24 protein-coding genes are annotated in these 23,940 nt (G+C 60.4%); 19 read left to right on the top strand and 5 right to left on the bottom strand.

The annotated features are described in order from the left end of the window. From VWZ87_RS15970 to fnrL, 3 genes are all read left to right on the top strand, one after another. Positions 1 to 1,107, top strand: coding sequence for an ABC transporter permease (locus VWZ87_RS15970; protein ID WP_340546714.1), 1,107 nt, complete (start codon positions 1 to 3; stop codon positions 1,105 to 1,107). A gap of 88 nt (positions 1,108 to 1,195) precedes the next feature. Beyond that, positions 1,196 to 2,806, top strand: a complete 1,611-nt coding sequence (locus VWZ87_RS15965; protein WP_416534628.1) for an ABC transporter ATP-binding protein — start codon at positions 1,196 to 1,198, stop codon at positions 2,804 to 2,806. Between the two features lie 293 nt (positions 2,807 to 3,099). After that, positions 3,100 to 3,840 (top strand): transcriptional regulator FnrL, encoded by a 741-nt coding sequence (gene fnrL, locus VWZ87_RS15960; protein WP_340546715.1) that lies wholly within the window; start codon positions 3,100 to 3,102, stop codon positions 3,838 to 3,840. 63 nt (positions 3,841 to 3,903) lie between these two features. Here fnrL and VWZ87_RS15955 read toward each other — a convergent pair whose 3' ends face one another. Further along, a complete protein-coding gene (locus VWZ87_RS15955; RefSeq protein WP_340546716.1) occupies positions 3,904 to 4,743 on the bottom strand; it encodes a universal stress protein in 840 nt (279 codons plus the stop codon). 207 nt (positions 4,744 to 4,950) lie between these two features. Between VWZ87_RS15955 and ccoN the strand changes: the two genes are divergently transcribed. The 9 genes from ccoN (at position 4,951) to ccoS (ending at position 14,185) form a co-directional block, all read left to right on the top strand. Further along, positions 4,951 to 6,561, top strand: coding sequence for a cytochrome-c oxidase, cbb3-type subunit I (gene ccoN, locus VWZ87_RS15950; protein WP_340546717.1), 1,611 nt, complete (start codon positions 4,951 to 4,953; stop codon positions 6,559 to 6,561). A 13-nt stretch (positions 6,562 to 6,574) separates the two neighbouring features. After that, positions 6,575 to 7,303, top strand: coding sequence for a cytochrome-c oxidase, cbb3-type subunit II (ccoO, locus tag VWZ87_RS15945; protein ID WP_340546718.1), 729 nt, complete (start codon positions 6,575 to 6,577; stop codon positions 7,301 to 7,303). 12 nt (positions 7,304 to 7,315) lie between these two features. Then, complete coding sequence (locus VWZ87_RS15940; RefSeq protein WP_340546719.1) at positions 7,316 to 7,513, top strand: cbb3-type cytochrome c oxidase subunit 3; 198 nt, start codon at positions 7,316 to 7,318, stop codon at positions 7,511 to 7,513. Further along, a complete protein-coding gene (gene ccoP / locus VWZ87_RS15935; protein ID WP_340546720.1) occupies positions 7,510 to 8,379 on the top strand; it encodes a cytochrome-c oxidase, cbb3-type subunit III in 870 nt (289 codons plus the stop codon). Before VWZ87_RS15940 ends, ccoP begins: the two co-directional genes overlap by 4 nt. A gap of 154 nt (positions 8,380 to 8,533) precedes the next feature. Then, a complete protein-coding gene (locus tag VWZ87_RS15930; protein ID WP_416534609.1) occupies positions 8,534 to 9,334 on the top strand; it encodes a transglutaminase-like domain-containing protein in 801 nt (266 codons plus the stop codon). A gap of 555 nt (positions 9,335 to 9,889) precedes the next feature. Next, positions 9,890 to 11,329 carry a cytochrome c oxidase accessory protein CcoG gene (gene ccoG, locus VWZ87_RS15925; RefSeq protein WP_340546722.1) on the top strand — a complete coding sequence of 480 codons (1,440 nt, stop codon included), beginning with the start codon at positions 9,890 to 9,892 and terminating at the stop codon, positions 11,327 to 11,329. Beyond that, entirely contained in the window at positions 11,326 to 11,796 is a 471-nt protein-coding gene (locus VWZ87_RS15920) for a FixH family protein (RefSeq protein WP_340546723.1), read from the top strand. The genes ccoG and VWZ87_RS15920 overlap by 4 nt, the downstream gene beginning before the upstream one ends. Before the next feature lie 6 nt (positions 11,797 to 11,802). Further along, positions 11,803 to 13,983 (top strand): heavy metal translocating P-type ATPase, encoded by a 2,181-nt coding sequence (locus tag VWZ87_RS15915; protein WP_416536889.1) that lies wholly within the window; start codon positions 11,803 to 11,805, stop codon positions 13,981 to 13,983. A 43-nt stretch (positions 13,984 to 14,026) separates the two neighbouring features. Next, complete coding sequence (gene ccoS, locus VWZ87_RS15910) at positions 14,027 to 14,185, top strand: cbb3-type cytochrome oxidase assembly protein CcoS (protein ID WP_024095921.1); 159 nt, start codon at positions 14,027 to 14,029, stop codon at positions 14,183 to 14,185. Between the two features lie 81 nt (positions 14,186 to 14,266). On the opposite strand, the gene VWZ87_RS15905 is transcribed toward ccoS, so the two are convergent. The 3 genes from VWZ87_RS15905 to VWZ87_RS15895 all read right to left on the bottom strand — a co-directional run bounded on the left by VWZ87_RS15905 (position 14,267) and on the right by VWZ87_RS15895 (position 17,260). Further along, entirely contained in the window at positions 14,267 to 15,847 is a 1,581-nt protein-coding gene (locus tag VWZ87_RS15905) for a D-alanyl-D-alanine carboxypeptidase family protein (protein ID WP_416534607.1), read from the bottom strand. A 322-nt stretch (positions 15,848 to 16,169) separates the two neighbouring features. Beyond that, positions 16,170 to 16,496 (bottom strand): hypothetical protein, encoded by a 327-nt coding sequence (locus VWZ87_RS15900; protein WP_416534606.1) that lies wholly within the window; start codon positions 16,494 to 16,496, stop codon positions 16,170 to 16,172. A gap of 50 nt (positions 16,497 to 16,546) precedes the next feature. Further along, the gene (locus tag VWZ87_RS15895) at positions 16,547 to 17,260 is read right to left on the bottom strand and encodes an HAD family hydrolase (protein WP_416534605.1); all 714 of its coding nucleotides are present in this window, start codon (positions 17,258 to 17,260) and stop codon (positions 16,547 to 16,549) included. Between the two features lie 88 nt (positions 17,261 to 17,348). On the opposite strand from VWZ87_RS15895, the gene clpS reads away from it, so the two are divergent. The 5 genes from clpS to VWZ87_RS15870 all read left to right on the top strand — a co-directional run bounded on the left by clpS (position 17,349) and on the right by VWZ87_RS15870 (position 21,489). Continuing rightward, entirely contained in the window at positions 17,349 to 17,690 is a 342-nt protein-coding gene (clpS, locus tag VWZ87_RS15890) for an ATP-dependent Clp protease adapter ClpS (RefSeq protein WP_340546728.1), read from the top strand. 14 nt (positions 17,691 to 17,704) lie between these two features. Further along, a complete protein-coding gene (locus VWZ87_RS15885) occupies positions 17,705 to 18,697 on the top strand; it encodes a class I SAM-dependent methyltransferase (protein WP_416534604.1) in 993 nt (330 codons plus the stop codon). 105 nt (positions 18,698 to 18,802) lie between these two features. Continuing rightward, the gene (locus tag VWZ87_RS15880) at positions 18,803 to 19,606 is read left to right on the top strand and encodes an SDR family NAD(P)-dependent oxidoreductase (RefSeq protein WP_340546730.1); all 804 of its coding nucleotides are present in this window, start codon (positions 18,803 to 18,805) and stop codon (positions 19,604 to 19,606) included. A 33-nt stretch (positions 19,607 to 19,639) separates the two neighbouring features. After that, positions 19,640 to 20,533 (top strand): oxygen-dependent coproporphyrinogen oxidase, encoded by an 894-nt coding sequence (gene hemF, locus VWZ87_RS15875; protein ID WP_340546731.1) that lies wholly within the window; start codon positions 19,640 to 19,642, stop codon positions 20,531 to 20,533. Positions 20,534 to 20,649: 116 nt separating this feature from the next. Beyond that, positions 20,650 to 21,489: a GH25 family lysozyme gene (locus VWZ87_RS15870; protein WP_416534603.1), complete on the top strand. Its 840-nt coding sequence runs from the start codon at positions 20,650 to 20,652 to the stop codon at positions 21,487 to 21,489. Positions 21,490 to 21,553: 64 nt separating this feature from the next. On the opposite strand, the gene hemC is transcribed toward VWZ87_RS15870, so the two are convergent. Then, a complete protein-coding gene (gene hemC / locus VWZ87_RS15865; protein WP_340546733.1) occupies positions 21,554 to 22,528 on the bottom strand; it encodes a hydroxymethylbilane synthase in 975 nt (324 codons plus the stop codon). 110 nt (positions 22,529 to 22,638) lie between these two features. Here hemC and hemE point away from each other — a divergent pair, with 110 nt between their 5' ends. Next, a complete protein-coding gene (hemE, locus tag VWZ87_RS15860) occupies positions 22,639 to 23,673 on the top strand; it encodes a uroporphyrinogen decarboxylase (protein ID WP_416534602.1) in 1,035 nt (344 codons plus the stop codon). 129 nt (positions 23,674 to 23,802) lie between these two features. Then, a complete protein-coding gene (locus VWZ87_RS15855) occupies positions 23,803 to 23,940 on the top strand; it encodes a hypothetical protein (protein WP_340546850.1) in 138 nt (45 codons plus the stop codon).

Below are 23,940 nucleotides of genomic sequence, written 5' to 3'. Positions count from 1 at the left end.
ATGGCTTTGTCTCCGCTCAACCAGCGCCGCTGGAACAATTTCTGCCGCAATCGCCGGGCTTTCTGGTCGCTGTGGATCTTCTCGGTCCTGTTTGGCATTTCGCTCTTTGCCGAGTTCATCGCCAACGACAAACCGATGCTGGTCAACTACCGCGGTTCGTATTTCACCCCGGTGTTCAATTTCTACCCGGAGACAGTCTTTGGTGGCGATTTCCAGACCGAGGCGGCGTACCGCGACCCTGAGGTTCGGTGTCTGATTGCCTCCGGCGGGATCGAAGACTGCTTTGACGACCCCGAAACTATTCTGGAAGAGATTGAGGCCGGTACATTTTCAGCCGACGGGTTTGTCGAAGGATGGGCCATCTGGCCGCTGATTCCCTATTCGTTTAACACCACGGTCGACCGGCCCGGTGCGGCACCGCTGCCACCGAATGGAGAGAACCTGCTGGGCACCGATGACACCAAACGGGATGTGCTGGCGCGGGTCATTCATGGTTTCCGTCTGTCGATCCTGTTTACCCTGATGGTCACCGGTGCAGCAACATTGGTCGGTATTGCTGCGGGTGCGGTTCAGGGGTTCTTTGGCGGGTGGCTGGACCTGATCTTTCAGCGCGTGATCGAGATCTGGGGATCCATCCCGCAGCTCTATGTCATCATCATCATGTTTGCGATCCTTGGGCGCAGCTTCTGGCTGTTGGTGGTGTTGATGATCCTGTTCAGCTGGACCGCCCTTGTGAGCGTGGTGCGGGCCGAGTTCCTGCGCGCGCGAAATCTGGAATACGTCCGCGCTGCCAAGGCGCTCGGGGTCGGGAATATGACCATCATGTTCCGCCATATGCTGCCCAATGCGATGGTGGCGACGCTGACGTTTCTGCCTTTCATCGTGACGGGCACAATTGGCACGCTTGCAGGGCTGGACTTCCTCGGCTTTGGCCTGCCGTCATCGGCGCCCTCGCTGGGCGAGCTGACCTTGCAGGCAAAACAGAACCTGGAGGCGCCCTGGCTTGCTTTCACCGCGTTTTTCACCTTTGCCATCATGCTGTCGCTGCTGGTCTTCATCTTTGAAGGGGTGCGCGATGCCTTTGACCCGAGAAAGACCTTCTCATGACCGGTTCAGGCTCTAATCCGCAGAATAGAGGCGTCGCGGCCTCCAGTTCGCCACCGTGCGATGGCGCGACCCGCAAATGCTCCAACCCATGGGCAATCAGATGACAACACGCGATCAAACTGCGCCGCTATTAAACGTCGAGAACCTGCGCGTGTCTTTCCGCCAGGACGGCAAGGTGACCGAGGCCGTGCGCGGTGTGTCCTTCTCTGTTGGTCGCGGCGAAACAGTCGCGCTGGTGGGGGAGAGCGGGTCCGGGAAGTCGGTGACTGCGCTGTCCACCGTGTCATTGCTGGGGGACAGCGCCACTGTCAGCGGGTCTGTCACCTACGACGGACAGGAAATGGTCGGCGCCAGTGACCGCCGCCTTCGGCAGGTGCGCGGCAACGATATCAGCTTCATCTTTCAGGAGCCGATGACCTCGCTCAACCCGCTGCACACGATCGAGAAACAGCTGGCCGAGTCGCTGGCACTGCATCAGGGGCTGGCGGGCGCTGCGGCGCGGAACCGGATTTTGGACCTGCTGAACCGGGTTGGTATCCGCGACGCTGAAACCCGTCTCGATGCCTATCCGCATCAATTGTCGGGTGGTCAGCGCCAGCGGGTGATGATCGCGATGGCCCTGGCCAACCAGCCCGATATCCTGATCGCGGATGAACCCACCACCGCACTGGATGTCACGATCCAAGCCCAGATCCTTGAACTGCTCGCGGACCTGAAGGCCAGCGAGGGCATGGGGCTGCTGTTCATTACCCACGACCTGAGCATAGTGCGCCGGATCGCGGATCGTGTCTGTGTCATGCAGGCCGGAGTAATTGTCGAGACCGGACCGACGGCTGAGATTTTCGCCAATCCGCAGCATCCCTATACCCGCAAACTGCTGGATGCCGAACCCACAGGCCAGCCGGAGCCGGTGCCTCAGGCTGCTGAAGAGTTGGTTCGGACCGAGGATCTGAAGGTCTGGTTCCCCATCCAGAAAGGCTTGCTGAAACGTACCGTCGGCCATGTGAAGGCTGTGAACCCGACATCGCTTTCGGTGCGGGCGGGCGAAACGCTGGGCATCGTCGGCGAAAGCGGCAGCGGCAAGACAACGCTGGCTCTTGCCATCATGCGGCTGATTGCGTCGGACGGGCGTGTGGAATTCCAGGGACAGGATCTGCGCCAATGGTCTACGAGGGATCTGCGGCGGCTGCGTGCCGATATGCAGATCGTGTTTCAGGATCCTTTTGGCTCGCTCAGCCCGCGTATGACCTGCGCGCAGATCATTGCCGAAGGTCTGGCCATCCACAATGTCGATCAGGATCGGGATCCTCGGGATCTGGTGGCTGAGGTCATGACGGAGGTTGGTCTCGATCCTGCCTTTATGGATCGTTATCCGCATGAGTTTTCCGGCGGCCAGCGGCAGCGGATCGCCATTGCGCGAGCCATGGTGCTGCGGCCGAAACTGGTCGTGCTGGACGAACCCACATCGGCGCTGGACATGACGGTACAGGTTCAGATCGTCAACCTGCTGCGCGACCTGCAAAAGCGCTATGGGCTGGCCTATCTGTTCATCTCCCATGACCTGAACGTCGTGCGCGCGATGTCGCACAAGATGATCGTGATGAAGCAGGGCGATGTGGTGGAGGCGGGATCCGCTGCGGAGCTCTTTGCCAACCCGTCGGATCCTTATACGCGGCAGTTGCTCGCTGCGGCTGGATGAGGGCTTGTTTCGGCGGAAAGGCCGGATCCTGAGCTTTGGTTCCGATGGCATGGGTGTCGCGACAGTTTGGCAGATCCGGCTTGCTGAAACGGCGGAGGCTGTCGCCGACGCCTAACCTGCTGAGATAGCTAACAAGAGTGCCCTGCACGGGTTATGTGGTGGGGCAGCCGTCCGGTGGGTTGGCACATCATGCCAACAAACGCGGCGTCGCCAATTGTGATTTGCGCGGCACATGTTTAAGTTGGTGGTTGCAGGTTGGCTTTGGCCTTGGCGCAGATCAAATCGGATCAATCATGAACGCTCCTACCATTCACAATGTGAACTGCGGCGATTGCCCCATTCGTCACCGCGCTGTTTGTGCGCGCTGTGATGCGGATGAATTGGAAGTCCTGGATTCGATCAAATACTACCGCACATATGAGGCCGGTCAGCCGATCACCTGGTCCGGCGACCGGATGGATTTCGTAGGGTCGGTTGTGTCCGGCATTGCGACCCTGACGCAGACGATGGAAGATGGCCGCACCCAGATGGTCGGCCTGCTCTTGCCCAGCGATTTTGTCGGGCGACCGGGGCGCGATACGGCTGCCTATAATGTCGTGGCGACATCCACGGTGGTCATGTGCTGTTTTCGCAAGAAACCGTTTGAGGACATGATGTCCCAGACGCCGCATGTGGCGCATCGGTTGCTTGAGATGACGCTGGACGAACTGGACGCGGCGCGGGAATGGATGCTGGTTCTGGGACGCAAGACAGCGCGCGAAAAAATCGCCAGCCTTTTGTCCATTCTGGCCCGGCGCGATGCGTCCCTACAGCGCCACAAGGACAGCAATCGGCGGGTATTCGATCTGCCGCTCACCCGGGAAGCAATGGCTGACTATCTGGGGCTGACGCTGGAGACAGTCAGCCGACAGGTCTCAGCCCTGCGCAGGGATGGTGTCATTGAACTGGAAGGCAAACGGCATGTGACCGTGCCTGACATGGGCCGCCTGATGGAAGAAGCCGGCGACGACAGCGACGGGGGCTGTCTGATCTGACTTTCCGATAGAGCGCATGAGCAAGGGGCCTGCAACCGCGGCCCCTTCTTTTTTGGACCGCAGCTAATGCGCCATCAGAACCGGGACTTTGGCCTTCTCAAGCATGTTGCGGGTCGCACCGCCCAGGATTGCCTCGCGGAACCGGGAATGGCCGTAGGCGCCCATTACGATCAGATCGGCAGCCGTATCCACGGCGTGGCGGTTCAGCACATCAGAGACCCGGGTCATTGTTTTGCTCAGTACGTCGATCTCACATTTGACCCCGTGGCGTGACAGCATCTGGCAGAGCATTCCGCCTGGATCGGAACGTTCTGGACCGTGCTGCGGCGGATCAATCACCACCACACGCACCACATCCGCTGCCTGAAGCATCGGCAGCGCCTTGCGAATGGCGGTCATCGCTTCGATGCTTTCGTTCCAGGCAACCAGAACGGTTTTGGGTTGGTCGGGCAGTGGGCAGTCATCTGGAACCACCAGTACCGGCGCGCGGCCTTCGAATAGGGCGGCCTCGACGATGGCCTCCGCTTCGGCGGGGCGATCCTTGCCATAGGGCTGGCCCAACACGACAAGATCAGAGAACCGCGCCATTCGTGCAACATGACGGCCGATATCGGCCATTTGCGCGACACCGGTCTCGACGTTGAAAGTCACGGCGGATCGCGTCAGCCGCTCGGTGGCGGCGGTTTCGATCTCGGCGACCTCCTCTTTGGCGCGGGCAAGGGTCTCCTGCAGTACCATCGCGTTGGCACCGGCGTAGTAGTACCCGGTCTGGGTGCGATCCACCCCCAGGCACAGGGCATCCAGATGGCCGTCGCTCAGGCGGGTCAGCGAGATGGATTGCTCCAGCTGGGCTCCGGTGTTTGCGGGTGTGGTCAGCACAGTCAGTAGTGTTTTGTAGGACATATTAACCTCACATGAGTATGAGCGACCGCAACAAACTTGTGGTTGTGCCGCGTGTTGCGCCATTGTGAAGGTGCTTCTCACATTCTGCGGCAAACCGTCTTGATACAGATCAAGGCGTTGTCCGGCGCAGTTTTGCATTTAAGGCTCAGAAAAAATCTGTCTGACGCGACCCAGAGAATCGTGTCGGGCAAGGAAAAGGGACGCAAGATGTCTAATTATATCAAGCTGATCGCGCTTGGTTTGGTCACGCTCTTTGCGATGATCGCGACCAATTACGCGCGGGATTTGGCCTATCAGGTTCATGCGATCATCATCATGATCGTGGCTGGTGGGCTGTTTCTATACACCCTACAACACACCGATGAGCCTGTGACTGCAACGGGATCGTTACAGGGCGAGTACTTTGACAGTGTTGTACGCGCCGGTGTGGTCGCAACCGCGTTCTGGGGTGTGGTCGGGTTTCTGGTCGGGGTGTTCATCGCCTTCCAGTTGGCCTTTCCGGTCCTGAACTTCGAATGGGCGCAGGGGCTGGCGAACTTTGGGCGGCTCCGTCCATTGCATACCTCGGCGGTGATTTTCGCCTTTGGCGGTAACGCGCTGATTGCGACATCTTTTTATGTGGTGCAGCGCACCTCGGCCGCCCGTCTCTGGGGGGGCAATCTGGCGTGGTTTGTGTTCTGGGGCTATCAGCTCTTCATCGTGCTGGCGGCGACCGGATATCTCTTCGGCTCGACCCAGTCGAAGGAATATGCCGAGCCGGAGTGGCACGTTGACCTGTGGCTGACCATCGTCTGGGTTGCCTATCTCGCGGTGTTCCTGGGCACCGTTATCAAGCGCAAGGAGCCGCATATCTATGTGGCCAACTGGTTCTACCTCGCCTTTATCGTCACCGTCGCGATGCTGCATCTGGTCAACAACATGACCATCCCGGTCAGCATCTGGGGATCCAAATCCGTGATCCTTTGGTCCGGTGTGCAGGATGCGATGGTGCAGTGGTGGTATGGCCACAATGCCGTCGGATTTTTCCTGACTGCGGGCTTCCTTGGCATGATGTATTATTTCGTGCCCAAGCAGGCGGAACGACCGGTGTTTTCATACAAGCTGTCGATCATCCACTTCTGGGCGTTGATCTTCCTTTATATCTGGGCGGGTCCCCACCATCTGCATTACACCGCGCTGCCGGATTGGGCGTCGACCCTTGGCATGGTGTTCTCCATCGTGCTGTGGATGCCCAGCTGGGGCGGCATGATCAACGGCCTGATGACACTGTCGGGTGCTTGGGACAAGCTGCGCACCGACCCGGTGATCCGTATGATGGTGATCTCGATCGGCTTTTATGGCATGTCCACCTTTGAAGGTCCGATGATGTCGATCCGCGCGGTGAACTCGCTGTCGCATTACACCGACTGGACCATTGGTCACGTTCACTCCGGTGCGCTTGGCTGGAACGGCATGATTACCTTTGGTGCCCTCTACTTCCTGGTGCCGGTTCTGTGGAAACGAGAGCGCCTCTATTCGCTCAGCCTGGTGTCCTGGCACTTCTGGCTGGCGACAATCGGCATCATTCTCTACGCGGCGTCGATGTGGGTGACCGGCATTATGGAAGGCCTGATGTGGCGTGAAGTGGATGCCAACGGGTTCCTTGTGAACTCCTTTGCCGACACCGTGGCTGCAAAGTTCCCGATGTATGTGGTGCGCGCCCTCGGCGGGGTCCTGTTCCTCGCTGGTGCTCTGATCATGTGCTACAATCTCTGGATGACCGTACGACGGGCGCCGGCCAAAGAGGCCAGCCTGACCGTTGCGGTTCCGGCTGAATAAGGAGGGCCGGACAATGGCAATTCTCGACAAACATAAAATCCTCGAGACCAATGCGACCCTCCTTCTGGTGTGCAGCTTTCTGGTTGTCACCATCGGTGGGCTGGTCCAGATCGCACCGCTGTTCTGGCTGGAAAACACCATCGAAGAGGTGGAAGGCATGCGCCCCTACACCCCGCTGGAGCTGGCCGGGCGTGACATCTACATCCGCGAAGGCTGCTATGTCTGCCACAGCCAGATGATCCGCCCCATGCGGGACGAAGTGGAACGTTACGGTCCTTATTCGCTGGCAGCGGAGTCGATGTATGACCATCCCTTCCAGTGGGGGTCCAAACGGACCGGCCCGGATCTGGCCCGTGTGGGTGGCCGCTATTCTGACGAATGGCACGTGGATCACCTGCGCGACCCGCAGTCGGTTGTCCCGGAATCGGTGATGCCCAAATATGGCTTCCTTGAGAACAACCGGATTGACGGCGAATACATCGGCGATGTGATGGCGGCGAACGCTTTTGTCGGTGTGCCCTATTCCGACGAGATGCTGGAAAATGCAGAGGCCGACTTCCGCGCCCAGAGCAATCCCGACGCCGATTATGACGGGCTTCTGGAGCGCTATGGCGAGAAGGTCAGCGTACGCAATTTCGACGGTCAGCCGGGGATCTCCGAGGCCGACGCGCTGATCGCTTATCTGCAAATGCTGGGGACTTTGGTTGATTTCTCGACCTTCACCCCCGCAGCCAACCGCTGATTGGAGGCAGGCATGGATATCTACACTCTGCTTCGGGAATTTGCGGACAGCTGGATGTTGCTCTTTCTGTTCGTGTTTTTCCTGGCTGTTGTGATCTGGGCGTTCCGCCCCGGCAGCAGCAAGGTCTACAAGGACACCGCCAACATCCCCTTCCGGCATGAAGACAAACCCGCCCCAGAAATGGGTAAAGCCAAGGAGGCGCGGTCATGAGCAAGAAAGTGAAGAAGTTCGAGGACGATCCGAATACCACCGGCCACAGCTGGGACGGGATCGAGGAGTTCGATAACCCGATGCCACGTTGGTGGCTCTGGACCTTTTACGCGACCATTATCTGGGGCATTGGCTATACCATCGCCTATCCGGCCTGGCCGGGCATCCAGTCTGCGACTGCCGGTGTGTTGGGCTGGAACTCGCGGGCGCTGGTGGCAGAAGAAATCGCTGCGGTGAACGAGGCGAATGCCCCGATCAACAGCCGCCTTGAGGAGATTGAGCTTGCGTCGATTTCCACCGATCCCGAGCTGAACGGCTATGCGGTCTCGGCTGGTTCTGCGGTGTTCAAGACCTGGTGCGCCCAGTGTCACGGTGCCGGTGCCGCCGGGGCCAAAGGGTATCCGAACCTGTTGGATGACGATTGGCTTTGGGGCGGATCGATCGAGGATATCCACGCGACGATCGCCCATGGGATCCGCAACGAAGAAAGCGACGAGGCGCGTTATTCGGAGATGCCGGCCTTTGGTCGCGATGAGTTGCTGGAGAAGGAAGAGATTGATCAGGTCGTGAACTTCGTGATGTCGCTTTCGGGCGATCCTCAGGATGCGACGAAGGTGGAGGCGGGTGCGGTGGTCTTTGCCGACAATTGCGCCTCCTGCCACATGGACGACGGTACCGGTGACCGTTCGCAGGGCGCTCCGAACCTGGCCGATGCCATCTGGCTCTATGGCGGGGATTACGCAACCCTGACAGAGACCGTCCACAATTCACGTTACGGGGTCATGCCAAACTGGAACACGCGTCTGACCGAGGCGCAGATCCGCGCGGTTTCGGCTTATGTGCACCAGTTGGGTGGCGGCGAATAGCTCTGCCTGTTTCGTGTCGCTGGACATGATCTCTGGGGCTGCCTTCGGGCGGCCCCATCTGCGTTTTGATAAGGTGAATTGTGGCGGATTTTTTTGCTTGAAGCTACAGTTGCTGTAGGGTTTAGCAGGGTGGGGCAACCAGATAGGTGACCCCATGTCAGATACTCGCTTCCTTACCGCAACCTCTATGCTGGATATCACCGCGCCAGCAATTTCTGCTTTGATTTCAGCGCGTGGCTGGCAGCAGCTCGCACCCGCTGACCGGATCGGCGCCGCCTATACCTACGTCCGCAATGATATCCTCTTTGGCTATAACATCGCCGATACGCGGATGGCATCGCAGGTTCTGGCGGACGGCTACGGCCAATGCAATACCAAGGCAACCCTGCTGATGGCGCTGCTGCGGGCGCTTGGCATTCCGTGCCGTCTGCATGGCTTCACCATTGATAAGAGCCTCCAGCGCGGTGTTGTACCCGAACTGGTGTATTGGATGGCTCCGCGCAATATCCTGCATTCTTGGGTTGAGGTTCAGCTGGACGGCCAATGGATCAACCTGGAGGGTTTCATCCTGGATCAGGGCGTGCTCGGGGCTTTGCAGGCGGCATTTCCGGGGCGCGACACGCTTTGTGGCTATGGCGCTGGCACCGATTGCCTGCAAGCGCCGATGGTCGCATGGCAAGGGCGCGACACCTATATTCAGAAAACCGGGATCAATGCAGATCTTGGTGTGTTCGATAGCCCGGATGCCTTCTACGCCCGCCACCGGCAGGACCTGCGCGGCATACGCGGTTGGCTCTATCGGAATGCCATTCGTCATTGGATGAACCATCGGGTCGCCGGGATCCGTCGCGGGCAGGTGCCGGTACTGCCAGGTGGGAGCAGTACATTGGAACCGCAGTTCTCCAGTCCGCTTCTTACCGCGGACACCGGCCCGTATTCAACAGAGGGAGAGTAGATTTTGGCCGGTCTTTGATCCCGGTCAAATACAATGGACGGGATGCCGGATAGTCTTGCCTCATCAGACAGTGCCACCGATGTGCCCTTTCCAGCGCCGGTGGCCGTCCAGTCCGCCACCTGTCTTGCAGGGAAACGGACCCAGCGTCGGCTTTTCGATCTGTTCGCGCGTTTCCTGAAAAGCCGACGCTCTCGCTATCCCAAGCGTTCATCTCCATATGCGGTGCCGGTTGCTCAGCCGATTGGGTTCTATCCCGCTGGCCACAATCACGCTAGGCTTGTTCCCGGAGCGCGGGACCGGTGACATCTAGAGGCTGCGCCCTGGTGTCACATCTGCGACGTGGCGACGCGGCCGACCGCGGGGAGAGGAGCGCAAAGGCCTCTACTCTATGGATTTATTGGGCGCGCCGTGGTTTCGGACGGAATGCCGCGCCCGGTTGACGATGTCGTCGCGACGGCAAAGATGTGTTCCGCATACGCGTTTGATCCACGTCAAGGTTCGTCCGGGGCGCATCTGGGACAACCGCTACAACAATGCAAGATTTGGAGTGAGTCCGTGAGCGATTCCGATCCCGCCCCCAGCCTATATGCCGCCCGAGAGCCGATATTCCCCCGCCGCGTGTCCGGCGCCTTTCGTAACCTGAAGTGGTATATCATGGCGGTAACGCTGGGGATCTACTACCTGACGCCATGGATCCGCTGGGACCGTGGTCCGGCGCTGCCTGATCAGGCGGTGTTGCTGGACCTGGCCAATCGGCGGTTTTACTTCTTCTGGATCGAAATCTGGCCGCATGAGTTCTATTTCGTTGCGGGCTTGCTGATCATGGCAGGGCTGGGGCTGTTTCTGTTCACCTCGGCGCTGGGGCGTGTCTGGTGCGGCTATGCCTGCCCGCAGACGGTCTGGACGGATCTGTTCATCCTGGTCGAGCGCTGGGTCGAGGGGGATCGGAACGCGCGCCTTCGCCTGCACCGCCAACAGAAGCTGGATTTTCGCAAGGCGCGTCTGCGGATCACCAAGTGGGTGCTCTGGCTGTTGATTGGTCTCGCAACCGGGGGGGCCTGGGTCTTCTATTTTGCAGATGCACCGACACTGCTGCATGATCTTGTCACCGGGAATGCCCACCCGGTCGCTTATACCACTATTGCCATCCTGACCGGGACCACTTTCCTCTTCGGTGGTTTTGCGCGTGAGCAGATCTGTATCTACGCCTGCCCCTGGCCACGCATTCAGGCGGCGATGATGGACGAGGATACGCTGACCGTCGGCTACCGCGAGTGGCGGGGAGAGCCGCGCGGCAAACCGCGCAAGACCGATGAGCCGGGGCTGGTCCACGGCGATTGCATCGACTGTATGGCCTGCGTCAACGTCTGCCCGATGGGGATCGACATCCGCGATGGTCAGCAGATGGAATGTATCACCTGTGCGCTTTGCATAGACGCCTGCGATGATGTGATGGAACGGATCGGTAAGCCGCGCGGGCTGATCGATTATATGGCGCTCAGTGACGAGGCGAATGAGCGCGCAGGCCATCCGCCCAAGAACATCTGGAAGCATATCCTGCGCCCGCGCACGCTGATGTATACGGCACTCTGGGGGGGCGTTGGTCTGGCGCTCCTGTTTGCCCTGTTCATCCGTTCGGACATCGAGTTGACGGTGGCCCCGGTGCGCAACCCGACCTTCGTGACGCTCTCGGACGGCTCGATCCGTAACACTTATGATGTGCGGTTGCGGAACAAGACTGGCGAGCCACGCCCGTTTGAACTTTCGATCAAGGGAGCGCCTGGCATGCAGCTCACGCTGGAAGGCATTGATGGCTCGATCGTCACGGTGCCTGCCGATACCAGCCTGCTTCAGCGCGTTTATATCGTGGCACCGAAATCCGCCGATGCCGCCGCAGCGCGCAGCACGCCGGTGCGGATCTGGGTTGCAGATATCGACAATGGCGAACGTGCGTATAAGGATACCAGCTTTAACGGGAACGGGAGCAGCCAATGACCGAGGGCAAGCCGACACGACAGTTCACCGGCTGGCACGCGCTTATGATCTTCGGCGGCGCCTTCACCGTGATCATCGCTGTCAATATCGCACTGGCGGTCAATGCGGTGCGGACGTTTCCCGGGCTGGAGGTCAAGAACAGCTATGTCGCAAGCCAGAGCTTCGATGCCCGTCGCGATGCGCAGCAGGCTCTGGGCTGGTCAGTCTATGCCTCGGCCGCCGGGGATCAGGTGAAACTGGAGATCACCGATGCCAATGGCGCACCGGTTGAGGTGGCACATTTGGCAGCGACACTCGGCCGTGCCACCCATGTGAAGGATGATCAGACACCTGATTTTCGCTTTGACGGTACGGCCTATGTCGCAGCTGCGCAGCTGAGCGCGGGCAATTGGAACATCCGAATGGTGGCCCGGGCCGAGGATGGCACCGAATTCACGCAGCGGGTCATCCTGCATGTGGCGCGGTAACTGGCCATGAGCACCGCCTTTGGCCCCCAACTGGCCGCATGCCCCGGCTGCGTCGCAGCGCCAAACGGCGCGGTTGAGCAGGCGCCGACCGAGGCACGTTTGGCCCTGTCGCTGCCCAGTATTCATTGTCAGGCCTGCATCTCCACGGTGGAGCGGGGTCTGAATGCGGTGCCGGGCGTGCGGAGCGCTCGGGTCAATCTCACTCTGAAACGCGCGCTGATTGAGGCCGATCCCGAGGTGCGTGCGCTTGATCTGGTGCCAGTATTGGAACAGCTTGGGTTCGAGGCGCACGAGCTTGACCTGTCGGCGTTGGGCGCGACCGAGACCGATCGGGCGGGACGTGAGCTGCTGATGCGTCTGGCGGTGGCCTTCTTCGCGTCGATGAATGTGATGCTGCTGTCGGTCTCGGTCTGGTCAGGGGCAAGCGATGCAACCCGTGACATGTTCCACTGGATCTCTGCGGCGATCACCTTCCCGGCGATCCTCTTCGCCGGGCAGCCTTTTTTTCGCAACGCCTGGCAGGCCTTGCGGGTGGGGCGGCTCAATATGGATGTGCCGATTGTTCTGGCAATCGTCCTGGCGCTGGTGACCTCTCTGTGGGAGACCTCGCTCTCTGGTGAACACGCCTATTTCGACGCGGCGCTGACATTGACGTTCTTCCTGCTGGCCGGTCGCTATCTGGACCATCGTACCCGCGCCGTGGCGCGTTCTGCGGCCGAGGAACTGGCGGCACTGGAGGTCCCGCGTGCCCTGCGGCTGGATGAGGCCGGGCAACCGGCGGAGGTTGCCGTTGCCGATCTGGCCATTGACGATCGTATTCTGGTACGCCCGGGCGGTCGGATGCCTGTGGATGGTGTCGTCCTGGACGGGCAGTCGGAACTGGATCGCTCTTTGCTGACCGGTGAAACGCTGCCGGTTTTTGCCGAAGTTGGGAGCCTTGTTTCGGCGGGTGAGGTCAATCTGACCGGACCCTTGATTGTGCGCGCGACCGCCGTCGGGGCCGAGAGTTCCCTGCATCAGCTTGCCGATCTGGTCGCCATCGCAGAGTCCGGGCGGTCACGCTATACCTCGCTGGCGGATCGCGCGGCGAAGCTATATGCGCCCGGGGTTCATATCCTGTCCGCGCTGGCCTTCCTTGGCTGGTATCTCTTTACCTTCGACATGCGAGTGGCGCTGAATATTGCCGCTGCGGTGCTTATCATCACCTGTCCCTGCGCGCTGGGGCTGGCGGTCCCTGCGGTGACAACTGCAGCCTCGGGGCGGCTGTTCAAAAAAGGCATGTTGATCAAACACGCAACTGCGCTGGAACGTCTTGCTGAGGTTGATATCGTGGTGTTCGATAAGACCGGCACGCTGACCAATGGCAACCCTCAATGCGATGACTTCGACCAGCTGTCTCTGCCAGATCAGCGGTTAGCCTATGCGCTGGCACAGGGGTCTGATCATCCGCTGTCGGTTGCAATCTGCCGTGCTGCGGAACAGGCCGGGATTGAGCCTGCGTTGCTGACAAGGCAGGAAGAGATACCGGGATTTGGCACCGAGGGGCAGCACGGGGGGCAGCGGGTGCGTCTGGGGCGCGCGGCATGGGTTGGCGCGGCGCCGGGGCAGAAGACCGCCGCCTATCTTGATCGCGGTGATGGTGCGCCACAGGCTTTGACGTTTTCGGATAGTCTGCGTCCCGGCGCCGCTGCGGCAGTAGAAGCGTTGCAGGCGGCGGGGAAGGACGTCTGGCTGATTTCGGGTGACACTGAAGGAGCGGTGAGCGAACTTGCAGGCCGCCTCGGGATCCAGAACTGGATGGCCTCCGCCTTGCCGCAGGATAAATGCGATCAGGTCTCGGCCCTGTCCAGCGCGGGCCACCGGGTGCTGATGGTCGGTGATGGTTTGAATGACACTGCTGCGTTGGCGACAGCACATGTGTCCATTTCGCCCGCTTCGGCGCTGGATGCAGCGCGGGTTGCGTCGGATATCGTTCTGCTGGGACAGGATCTGGCCCCCATAGCCGAGGCCTGTAATGTCGCGCAGAAGGCAACACGACGCATTCGCGAGAACTTTCGCATTGCGACACTCTACAACGTGATCGCGGTTCCCTTGGCGGTGGCAGGGCTTGCGACCCCTCTTGTGGCTGCCTTGGCGATGTCGACATCGTCGATTACAGTATCCCTAAACGCGTTGCGCCTGCGCTGATGATGACCGCAGGCGACCGGCAGGCCAATTCAAGAGAGCCAAGATGAGCGTACTTACCTATCTGATACCGATCTCCCTTTTCCTGGGGGGCGTGGGACTTGTCGGTTTTCTCTATACGGTGCGCTCGAACCAATATGACGATCCAGAAGGTGATGCGCGCAGGATTCTCAGCGACGAATGGGATGATCACCCCAAGCCGTGATTGAACGCTCGCGTGATGGCACGGACCTGCAAAAGAAAAGGCGCCTTCTGGCGCCTTTTCCTATTGGCTTTGTCGCCCGCTTCAGGAGGGGCCGACCGTTTCGCAGGTGATGTTGCGGGCAGAGAGGCGGCGGCAGGCGAGGGCCGCACTCTCCTTGGTCATGCCAAGAAAATTGGCATCAAAGCCACGAGGTGTCTTAACAACTTTGCGCAGGCTGCCATCGAGGGTTGCCATTTCGGCAAGTGCCGTGCGCAGCAGCACTTTTTCGGCCTGATAGCGGCTGCCGTAGCGGCCTACGTTGATACCCCAGTAGCGCCCGCCCGAGGTTGAGAGCCGGGTGACAACCACGGGTTCCGGCTCGGCTGCGGTCTGGTTCGTGGCCAGCCGTGCCGGACGGGCCATGGGGCGCAGACCTACAAAGGGGCGTGGTCTGGCAATCGGAGCAGCCGTGTGTTCGGCTACGGCCGCTACGATTTCTGCCTCGGCGATGGCCGCCGTGATGCTGGCCTGTAGAACATCGCGATCCAGCTTCGGCGGTGCCTCTGCTGCTGGGATTTCGCTGGTGGTCGTCTCGGTCTCAGCCTCGGTCTGAGCCTCGGCCAGCACTGTTGCGGCCTCAGGTTCAGCGGCGCCTGGACGGCGTTTGGGGCGCAGGCTGGTTTTCACCAGACCCGAGACGCGAATGGTCTTGCCCGCCGCCCCGCCGGCAGCCGGTTCGTCAGCGCTGGCCAGCTGGGTGCCAAGACCACGATTGCCCTGATAGGGCGGGCGCGCCGGCCGCCGCAATTTGGCGCTGCTTGGCGCGCGGCGAAACCCAAGATCGAGGAGTTCGGCGACTTTGGCATTACGAGAGGTTGATGATTTGCCGCCAAAAACAGTGGCAATGATCCTTTCGTTGCCACGTTCTGCGGAGGCGACGAGATTGAAACCTGCGGCCCGGGTGTAGCCGGTCTTGATCCCGTCGGCACCGCGATAGGCCGCAAGAAGACGACGGTTGGTGTTGGGCACGTTGCGCACACCGGCATCCGCCGAACGGCGCGAGAACAGATTGTAATACTCGGGATAATCATAGAGCAGATGCCGCCCGAGCGTGGTCATGTCACGCGCGGTGGACAGATGCCCGTTCTGGGTGAGGCCATGGGCGTTTTTGAAGGTGGTGCGAGACATCCCAAGCGCCTTGGCCGTGCGGGTCATGCGGCGGGCGAAGGCGGCTTCGGATCCGGCGAGTGTCTCGCCAATGGCAGTGGCGGCATCATTGGCGGATTTTACGGCAGCGGCCCGAATTAGGTAGCGAAAGGCGATGCGCTGTCCGGCCTTCAAACCCAGTTTCGATGGTTGCTCGGATGCGGCGTTACGGCTGATCTTCACCTCTGTATCGAGGCTAATCTCGCCGTTGCGAATGGCTTCAAACGCAATATAGAGCGTCATCATCTTGGTCAGCGAGGCCGGGTGCAGCCGGGTGTCTGCATTTCGGGAGTGCAGGACTTCGCCCGTCCGGGCGTCGATGACCATCGCGGCATAGGGGGCTGCCATCGCACTGGGCGGCGCAGTTGCGACCATCGATAGGAAAATAACCAGTCCCAAGACCCAACGCCCCAAACGGGAATACACCCGCAAAGCGCGGATCAGCGGAGTCCGCCTGACCTGCACGATATCTGCCATTTTTGCCTCTTGTCGCCGGTTTTCCGACTGACGTTTTTGCCTGTATTAAAAAAGCGTAGCACAGGGTCACTTTGGAATAAACAGCCCGGTTTTTAAGGAAAAATCGAGATCAGAGTTTGCTCTTCGACATCTAGTGGTGCGCTGCAATGATGACCACTAGATCGGCGGTTGGTTAAGGAAGTGTTAGCGAAAAAAATTGCCGCGGCGCGTGCTATTGGCGGTTGCACGCCTGCGTCTGGTGCCCTGCTGCAACAAGGTACGGCCGACACGCCGCCCATTGAGCGATTCCAGCAGGGCATGACGGGTTGAATCCGCGAGTCTGTCAGGGGTGATGTGGTCCTGTCGTGTAGAAGGGCCCCGTGTAGGCCAGCTCCAGAGAGAAGGCGCAGGGGGTGGAGATTCGTGCTGTGATTGCGGTTTTCAACGCCGCAAGCAGCCTGTTGGAAAACGCGGCATCGCGATGGGGTTTCACCAGAACGGAGACCTTCACCACAACATGGCTGTGATGATAGGCGTCGGTCGGATAGCCGCGCCCCTTGCAATCACCGGCCCCATCGTCGTGGGATAGGATGACCTGTTCGATTTCGGCCAGGATCGCGGGGATGTCGAGATCCAGATCGCTGCTGTATTTTATTTCGGCGTGGGGCATTGGTGTGTCCGTTTGTTAGGTGATGAAGGCGAGAGTCGCGATAGCGCGGATCAGCCGATCTCGGCCACCAGCGCGGGCAGTGCGCCCAGATCCGCGATTTCGGTGTATCGAGGGCTATGGGTCGGCGCCGGAGCAAACTCGACCTCCCAGATCAATCCATGCGGCACATATGTGCCCCAGCCGCCTGCCTCGATTGCCGGGACCACGTCCGAACGCATGGAATTGCCAACCATCATCGCCCGCTCCGCGCCATCGCCGTGGCGCAGGAAAATATCGGCATAGATCTGCGGCGTCTTCTCCGAGACGATTTCGACCCCGTCGAACAGATCACCCAGCCCGGATTGCGCCAGCTTGCGCTCCTGATCCAGCAGGTCGCCTTTTGTGACCAGCACCACGCGGTGGCTGTCGGCCAGAGCTTCAACCGCTGTCCGCGCGTTCTCCAGCAACTCGATAGGGTAGGATAGCATCATCTGCCCGGCGGTGATCAGCTCCTGTATGACGCAGGCAGGCACTTGGGCCTCTGTCACGTCAATGGCGGTTTCAATCATCGACAGGGTGAACCCCTTAACGCCATATCCATAACGCCCGAGGTTCTGTTTTTCCGCTGCCAGCAGCCGCTCCCCCAAAGCCTGCGAATCGAGATCATCGGGAACGTGATCCATCAGCAATTCGGCAAAGCGGTCCTGGGTGATGCGGAAAAATCGTTCATTATGCCAAAGGGTATCATCGGCATCGAAGCCAATTGTTGTCAATTTTCGAGTCAATCCGACACTCTCAATCCCTTTTCCTATCCATCAGAAAGGCTATATAAGCGGGACATCAAAATCCATCCACGATCGGAAGTCTGTGCCAATGCTGCCAACGCCAGTTATGATGTCGGATCATTCAGATGACGATACCGATCTCGGTGTCCTGACCAAGACCCGACCCAAAACGCAGCGTCCGCCGCGCTACAAGGTGCTGTTGCTGAATGACGATTACACTCCGATGGAGTTCGTGGTCATGGTGCTGGAACGGTTCTTCAGCATGACCCATGCCGAGGCCTTCGAAGTGATGCTCACCGTTCACAAGAAAGGCGTCGCGGTGGTCGGCGTTTTCAGCCATGAGATCGCCGAGACAAAAGTGGGGCAAGTGATGGATTTTGCCCACCGCCATCAGCATCCGTTGCAATGCACGATGGAAAAAGAAGAATAAAAAGAGGCTTTTAGATGTCTGTTCGCCTGTCCCTGGCCGTCGAGACGGGCGGATTTTCCGTGCCCGACTCCGGCCGCATCGTCGTGTTTCACCCGCTGTCCGACCTTGACCTGTCGGCGCTGCCAAAAGAGCGGCTGCTGATCGTACAACCCTTTGCGCCCGATCATATTGCGCTGGCGGGCCAAGGCTACGATTGCGTGCCCGAACTGCCTGCGGACGAGCGGTTCGCGGCAGCGGTTGTTCTCTTGCCACGGGCGAAGGCTCTGGCGCGCGCGCTGTTGGCCAAGGCCGCCGGGGTCTGCGACGGCCCCGTGCTTGTCGATGGTGGTAAGACCGATGGGGTCGATTCGGTGCTGAAGGCGCTGCGTGCCCGCACCGAAGTGTCGGCCCCGATATCAAAGGCACACGGCAAGGCGTTCTGGTTCGACGCGACGCACTCCGATCTGGCGGACTGGCAGGGCGCAGCTGCCCAGGTCGAGGGTGGTTTTCAGACGGCTCCCGGTGTGTTCTCCGCCGATGGCATTGATCCGGCTTCGGCTCTGCTGGTCGCCGCACTGCCGGAGAAGCTGGGCCGCAATGTGGTCGATCTTGGGGCTGGCTGGGGCTATCTCGCCGCTGCGATCCTGCAACGCGAGGGCGTGGCGGCGCTGCATCTGGTTGAGGCCGATCATAATGCCCTCAGCTGCGCACGAAAGAACGTCAGCGATCCCCGCGCCCACTTCCACTGGGCCGATGCCCGCAGCTGGTCTGCGCCAGAACGGGTTGATTGCGTCATCTCCAATCCGCCGTTCCACACCGGGCGCACGGCAGAACCGTCGCTCGGACAGGCGTTTATCACTGCGGCGTCCGGTATGCTGGCACCGTCAGGGTCGCTCTGGATTGTTGCAAACCGGCATCTGCCATATGAGGCGACGCTTGCCGAGCAGTTCGTAACAGTCGATGAGGTCGCCGGGGACAATCGGTTCAAGGTGCTGCGGGCCAGCCGACCGCGTCGTCACCGTCGCTGACAACGACCAAACACAAAGGGTGGTTCCCTTGTTTCTGTCGGCAGTCTAGGTTGCTGAAAAACGGGGTGGTGCCGTGGCGCCCCCGGATCCTGACGGAGATCATTCATGTCTTTTTCCATTTCCGGCAAAACGGCCATCGTCACCGGTTCGGCCAGTGGCATCGGTCTTGCCATTGGCAAGCAATTCGCAGCAGCCGGTGCCAATGTCATGTTTGCCGATACCGATGAGGCGGCGCTGCTGAGCGAGCTTGGCACGCAAGCGGATGAAAGCAATATCCGGTACTTTGCCGGGGACCTTCGGGAACGGCTGACCATTGCCAATCTTTTGTCGGCAACCATTGATGCCTTCGACGATATCGACATCCTGGTCAATGGCGCACGGCAGGTGGTGCCGACCGATCCGCTCGACCCGGAAGACAAGTCGATGGAGCTGCTGCTCAACGAGACGCTGTTGCCGACCATGCGCCTGTCGCAACAGGTCGCACGGCGGATGATCAAACAGGGTGAGCAACGCGACAATGGCGGGCCCAATGGCGCCATCATCAATCTGTCATCCATCGCCGCGCGCCGCTCGCACCCGGAGCTGCTGGCCTATTGTGTGGCCTCGGCTGCGCTTGATCAGTTGACCCGGTCGCTGTCGGTTTCGCTGGCCCCTCATAGGATCCGGGTCAACTCCATTGCGTTCGGCTCTGTAATGAGCGCGTCGATGCAGGCGACGCTCAAGGATAATCGCGCCTATCGGCAGGATATCGAACGCCATACCCCCTTGGGGCGTATTGCCTCCCCCAGTGAACTGACCGAGGCGGCGCAGTTCCTGGCCTCTGACGCGGCGGCCTTTATGACCGGCCAGATCGTTACCCTGGACGGTGGTCGCACGCTGCTGGACACTGTCGCGGTGCCGGTCCATTAAGCGGCTTTCACCTTTGCGCATATAGGCGACCAGATGAGCATTGAAATGATCGACGAAAAAGCCCGAGCGGCAGCTTGGTTCAGATCCTTGCGTGATACGATTGTGGCCGCCTTCGAGGCGCTGGAAGACAGCCATGCCAGCGGCCCTTTCAGTGATCAGCCTGCCGGCCGTTTCGAGGTCAGCGAAACCACGCGCTCTGCCGAGGATGGCAGTGATGCCGGTGGTGGCCTGATGAGCGTGATGCGCGGCGGTCGCGTCTTTGAAAAGGTCGGCGTGAATATCTCTGAGGTCTACGGCACATTGGGTGAGCGCGCCCAGAATGCCATGGCGGCGCGCAAGGGCATTCCGGGGATGAAGGACGATCCGCGCTTCTGGGCCTCTGGCATCTCTCTTGTGGCACATATGCAGAACCCCCATGCCCCCGCGGTCCATATGAACACGCGGATGTTCTGGACCCCGCATGCCTGGTGGTTTGGCGGGGGGTCTGACCTGAATCCATGTATCGAATACGATGAGGACACCGCCCATTTCCACCGCATGCAGGAACAGCACTTGGCGGCCCATGGCGCCGGGCTGTATCCCCAGCTCAAGGCCTGGGCGGATGAGTATTTCTACATCCCTCACCGGCAGAGGGCGCGCGGGGTTGGCGGCATCTTCATGGATGACCGCAACAGCGGCGACTGGGAGGCAGATTTCGCCCTGACGCAGGATATTGGCCGCGCCTTCCTTCCTGCCTATCTGCCGTTGGTCGAAAAACGCAGGCCGATGGCATTTGGCGCAGCGGAGAAAGACGTCCAGCTGGTCCATCGCGGCCTCTATGCCGAGTATAATCTGGTCTATGACCGCGGCACCAAATTCGGCCTGGAAACCGGCCATGACGCCAATGCCGTCCTGATGAGCCTGCCGCCGATGGCGAAATGGGTCTGATCAAGGCGCGCGATCTCCTGCTGATGGCGCGGGCGCGCTGTCTTGATCATTGCTCTGAACGGGCTGGCGGGCTTTACTGAACCAAAGCGAAAATCGCAGAGATCGGGCAGGTCGGGATGAGCAGATTTTGGTGGGTGCTTGCAGGGATGATGGTCCTTGCCGCTTGTAGCGGCCGAACAACACCGGTTGCGCCACCGACACCGCCAATAGGCCAGCCGGTGCAGCCCGGAGAAACCACCGCCAGCCTTGCCGCGGCGCGGGCGCGGCTGATCACCCACCCTAAATTCGCCGACAGCGATCCGCACCCCTGGGACGGGCGTACGCCATGGTCGTACCCCATCCATGGCATCGACGTCTCACGCTGGCAGGGGGACATCGACTGGCGCCGGGTTCGGGCTGCAGGCATCAGCTTTGCCTATCTGAAGGCAACTGAAGGCGGTGATCTCACCGATCCGAAATTCCGCGATCACTGGCGTGCCGCACGACAGGCGGGCGTCAAACGCGGCGCCTATCATTACTTCTACTTCTGCCGCCCGGCCGCGGAACAGGCGCGCTGGTTCATCCGTCATGTCCCCCGCGACAGCGCGGCCCTGCCGCATGTGCTGGACATGGAGTGGACGCCACATTCTCGCACCTGCACCAAACGTCCCTCCGGCGCCAAGGTGCGGGCGGAGGCAAAGCGGTTTCTGGACCTTCTGGAAGCGCATTATGGCCAGCGGCCTGTGCTCTACACGACGGTGGATTTCTACCGTGAGACCAGCATCGGCCGCCTGCGGGATACTGAGTTCTGGTTGCGCTCGGTCGCGGATCACCCGCATGTCACCTATCCCGGTGCGCTCTGGCGGTTCTGGCAATATACCGGCACCGGACGCGTGCCCGGGATCGCTGGCAACGTCGACCTCAACGTCTTTGGCGGCGGGCCAGAGCGTTGGCTGCGCTGGTCGGGGCAGATCTGAGCTGCACCGGCCGGGCCATCTTCTGGCTCAAAATTTCCCGGAGCGCGAGGCAGCGCCTCGCATTCTACTGCCGATCCTGGTGCTTCCAGTCGAAAAAGCCCGCTCCGGCCTGCGCCAGAAGTTTCGCGGCCATCTCGCGGCCCAGCTCCGCACCGTCTTCGAGCGCACAGGTCTGATCGTCATTGATCGCTTCCGATCCGTCAGGGCGCAGGACTTCGCCGCGCAGCCTCAGGCTGTTGCCCTCCAACGTCGCAAGACCAGCGATCGGGGTCTCGCAAGAGCCATCCAGCGCGGCAAGAAATGCGCGCTCGGCGGTCAGGCGCAGCCCGGTCTCGCGGTCATGCAGAGCTGCCAGCATATCTCCGATACGGCTGTCGCCCTGTCGGCGCTCAATGCCAATGGCACCTTGGGCGACGGCGGGCAGCATGTCTTCTGGGGGGATGGCGGTTGCCGGAACCTGATCGGCGCCAAGACGGTTGAGCCCGGCCATCGCCAGAAAGGTGCATTCGGCCACACCATCGCGCAGTTTGGTCAGCCGTGTCTGCACATTGCCACGAAATTCCACGACCTTGAGATCGGGACGCCGATGCAGAAGCTGTGCGCGCCGCCGCAGTGAGGAGGTGCCGACAACGGCGCCTTCGCGCAGCTCCGCGATGGATGAGACATTGGCGCAGATGAAAGCATCACGCACGTCTTCACGCGGCAGATAGGTGTCCAGCAGCAACCCCGCAGGCTGCGCTACGGGCATGTCCTTCATGGAATGCACTGCAATGTCGATGGCACCGGACAGCAGGTCCTCTTCGATCTCCTTCGTGAACAGCCCCTTGCCACCCAATGTCTTCAGCGGTTTATCTGCCGCGATCAGCGCCTGATTGTCACCGCTGGTCTTGATCACGACAATGTCGAATGCGTCCTGTGGCAGATCGAAGGCGGCCATGAGCCGGGCGCGGGTTTCATGGGCCTGGGCCAGCGCCAAAGGCGAACCGCGGGTGCCGATTTTCAGGGGCGAAGCGGGGGAGGGCAGATCGATCTGTGTCATATATCGACCCTTAATCGCGACATAATGCCATGACAAGCACCGGTCCTGCTGCCCTTGACAATTTGCCGCCAAGGCTAGACCTCAGATGCAACACAGATATGAGGGTGATCATGGCCGAACAGAAGAAGCTGCTGCGCGCATTGGCGGGCGAGACACAGGATGTGCCGCCGATCTGGATGATGCGCCAGGCGGGCCGCTATTTGCCCGAGTACCGCGCCACCAGGGCTGAGGCCGGCGACTTTCTGTCGCTCTGCTATAATCCAGAACTGGCGACTGAGGTGACGCTGCAGCCGATCCGTCGCTACGGTTTCGATGCAGCGATTCTGTTTGCCGATATCCTCTTGGTGCCGCAGGCACTCGGGGCTGATCTTTGGTTCGTGACCGGCGAGGGGCCGCGCCTGTCGACGGTCACAACGGAGAGCGATTTTGCCAAGTTGGGACCGGTCAGCGACATCCATGAGACGCTGAACCCGATCTATGAAACCGTGCGGCTGCTCTCGGCTGCCTTGCCCCGCGAAACCACGCTGATCGGCTTTGCCGGCGCGCCCTGGACCGTCGCGACCTATATGATCGCGGGACGCGGCACGCCGGATCAGGGGCCTGCGCATCTGCTGCGTCAGGAAAACAATCCGCTGTTTGAAGCGCTGCTGAACCGTATCACTGAGGCGACGATCGAATATCTCTCGATGCAGATCAAAGCCGGTGCCGAAGTGGTCAAGATCTTTGACAGCTGGGCAGGATCGCTGAGTGGCGAGGCGTTTGAGAAATACGCATTGGCTCCCTGCCGCCAGATCACTGCCGCGCTGAAACAGCGCCATCCCGAAATTCCGGTGATCGGTTTCCCGCGTGAGGCGGGGGAAAAATATGTCGGTTTTGCCAGGGCGACGGGTGTCGATTGTGTGGCGCTTGATAACTCCGTTGACCCCGAATGGGCGGCGGCCAATGTGCAGGTTGACGGCTGTGTTCAGGGCAATCTTGCCTCGCGCCATATGGTGACGGGGGGGCAGGAGCTGATTGATGACACCCACCGTATCGTCAAAGCTTTCGGCAAGGGGCCGCATATCTTTAACCTCGGCCACGGGATCACCCCGGACGCCGATCCGGACAATGTGCAACGGATGATCGACGCGGTGCGCGGCAGCTGACCGGGCTGAACAGAGCTGTCCGGCGATCATGTTCGTCTTGCGCGCTGAGGCCAATTGCGGCATCAGCGCGTTTTCCACTCACGCCGAAAGGGCAAGTCGATGGATTACAAGAAATCTGGAGCCCCCAGAATGGGCAAAAACAGCCCGCGTCATCAGGAGCATAATGCCAAGGGCAGCGCCAAGAACCCCTATGGTGCGCGCGAAACCAAAGCCGAACTCCTGGCGCGGATGAAAGCAGCGGCGGAGAAGGCCAAGAAAGACAGCTGA

Source organism: Phaeobacter sp. JH20_37, assembly GCF_048056015.1.
GTDB lineage: Bacteria > Pseudomonadota > Alphaproteobacteria > Rhodobacterales > Rhodobacteraceae > Phaeobacter > Phaeobacter bryozoorum.
Note: the sequence above shows the minus strand (reverse complement) of the source record. Positions and strands in the feature narration are given on the sequence as shown.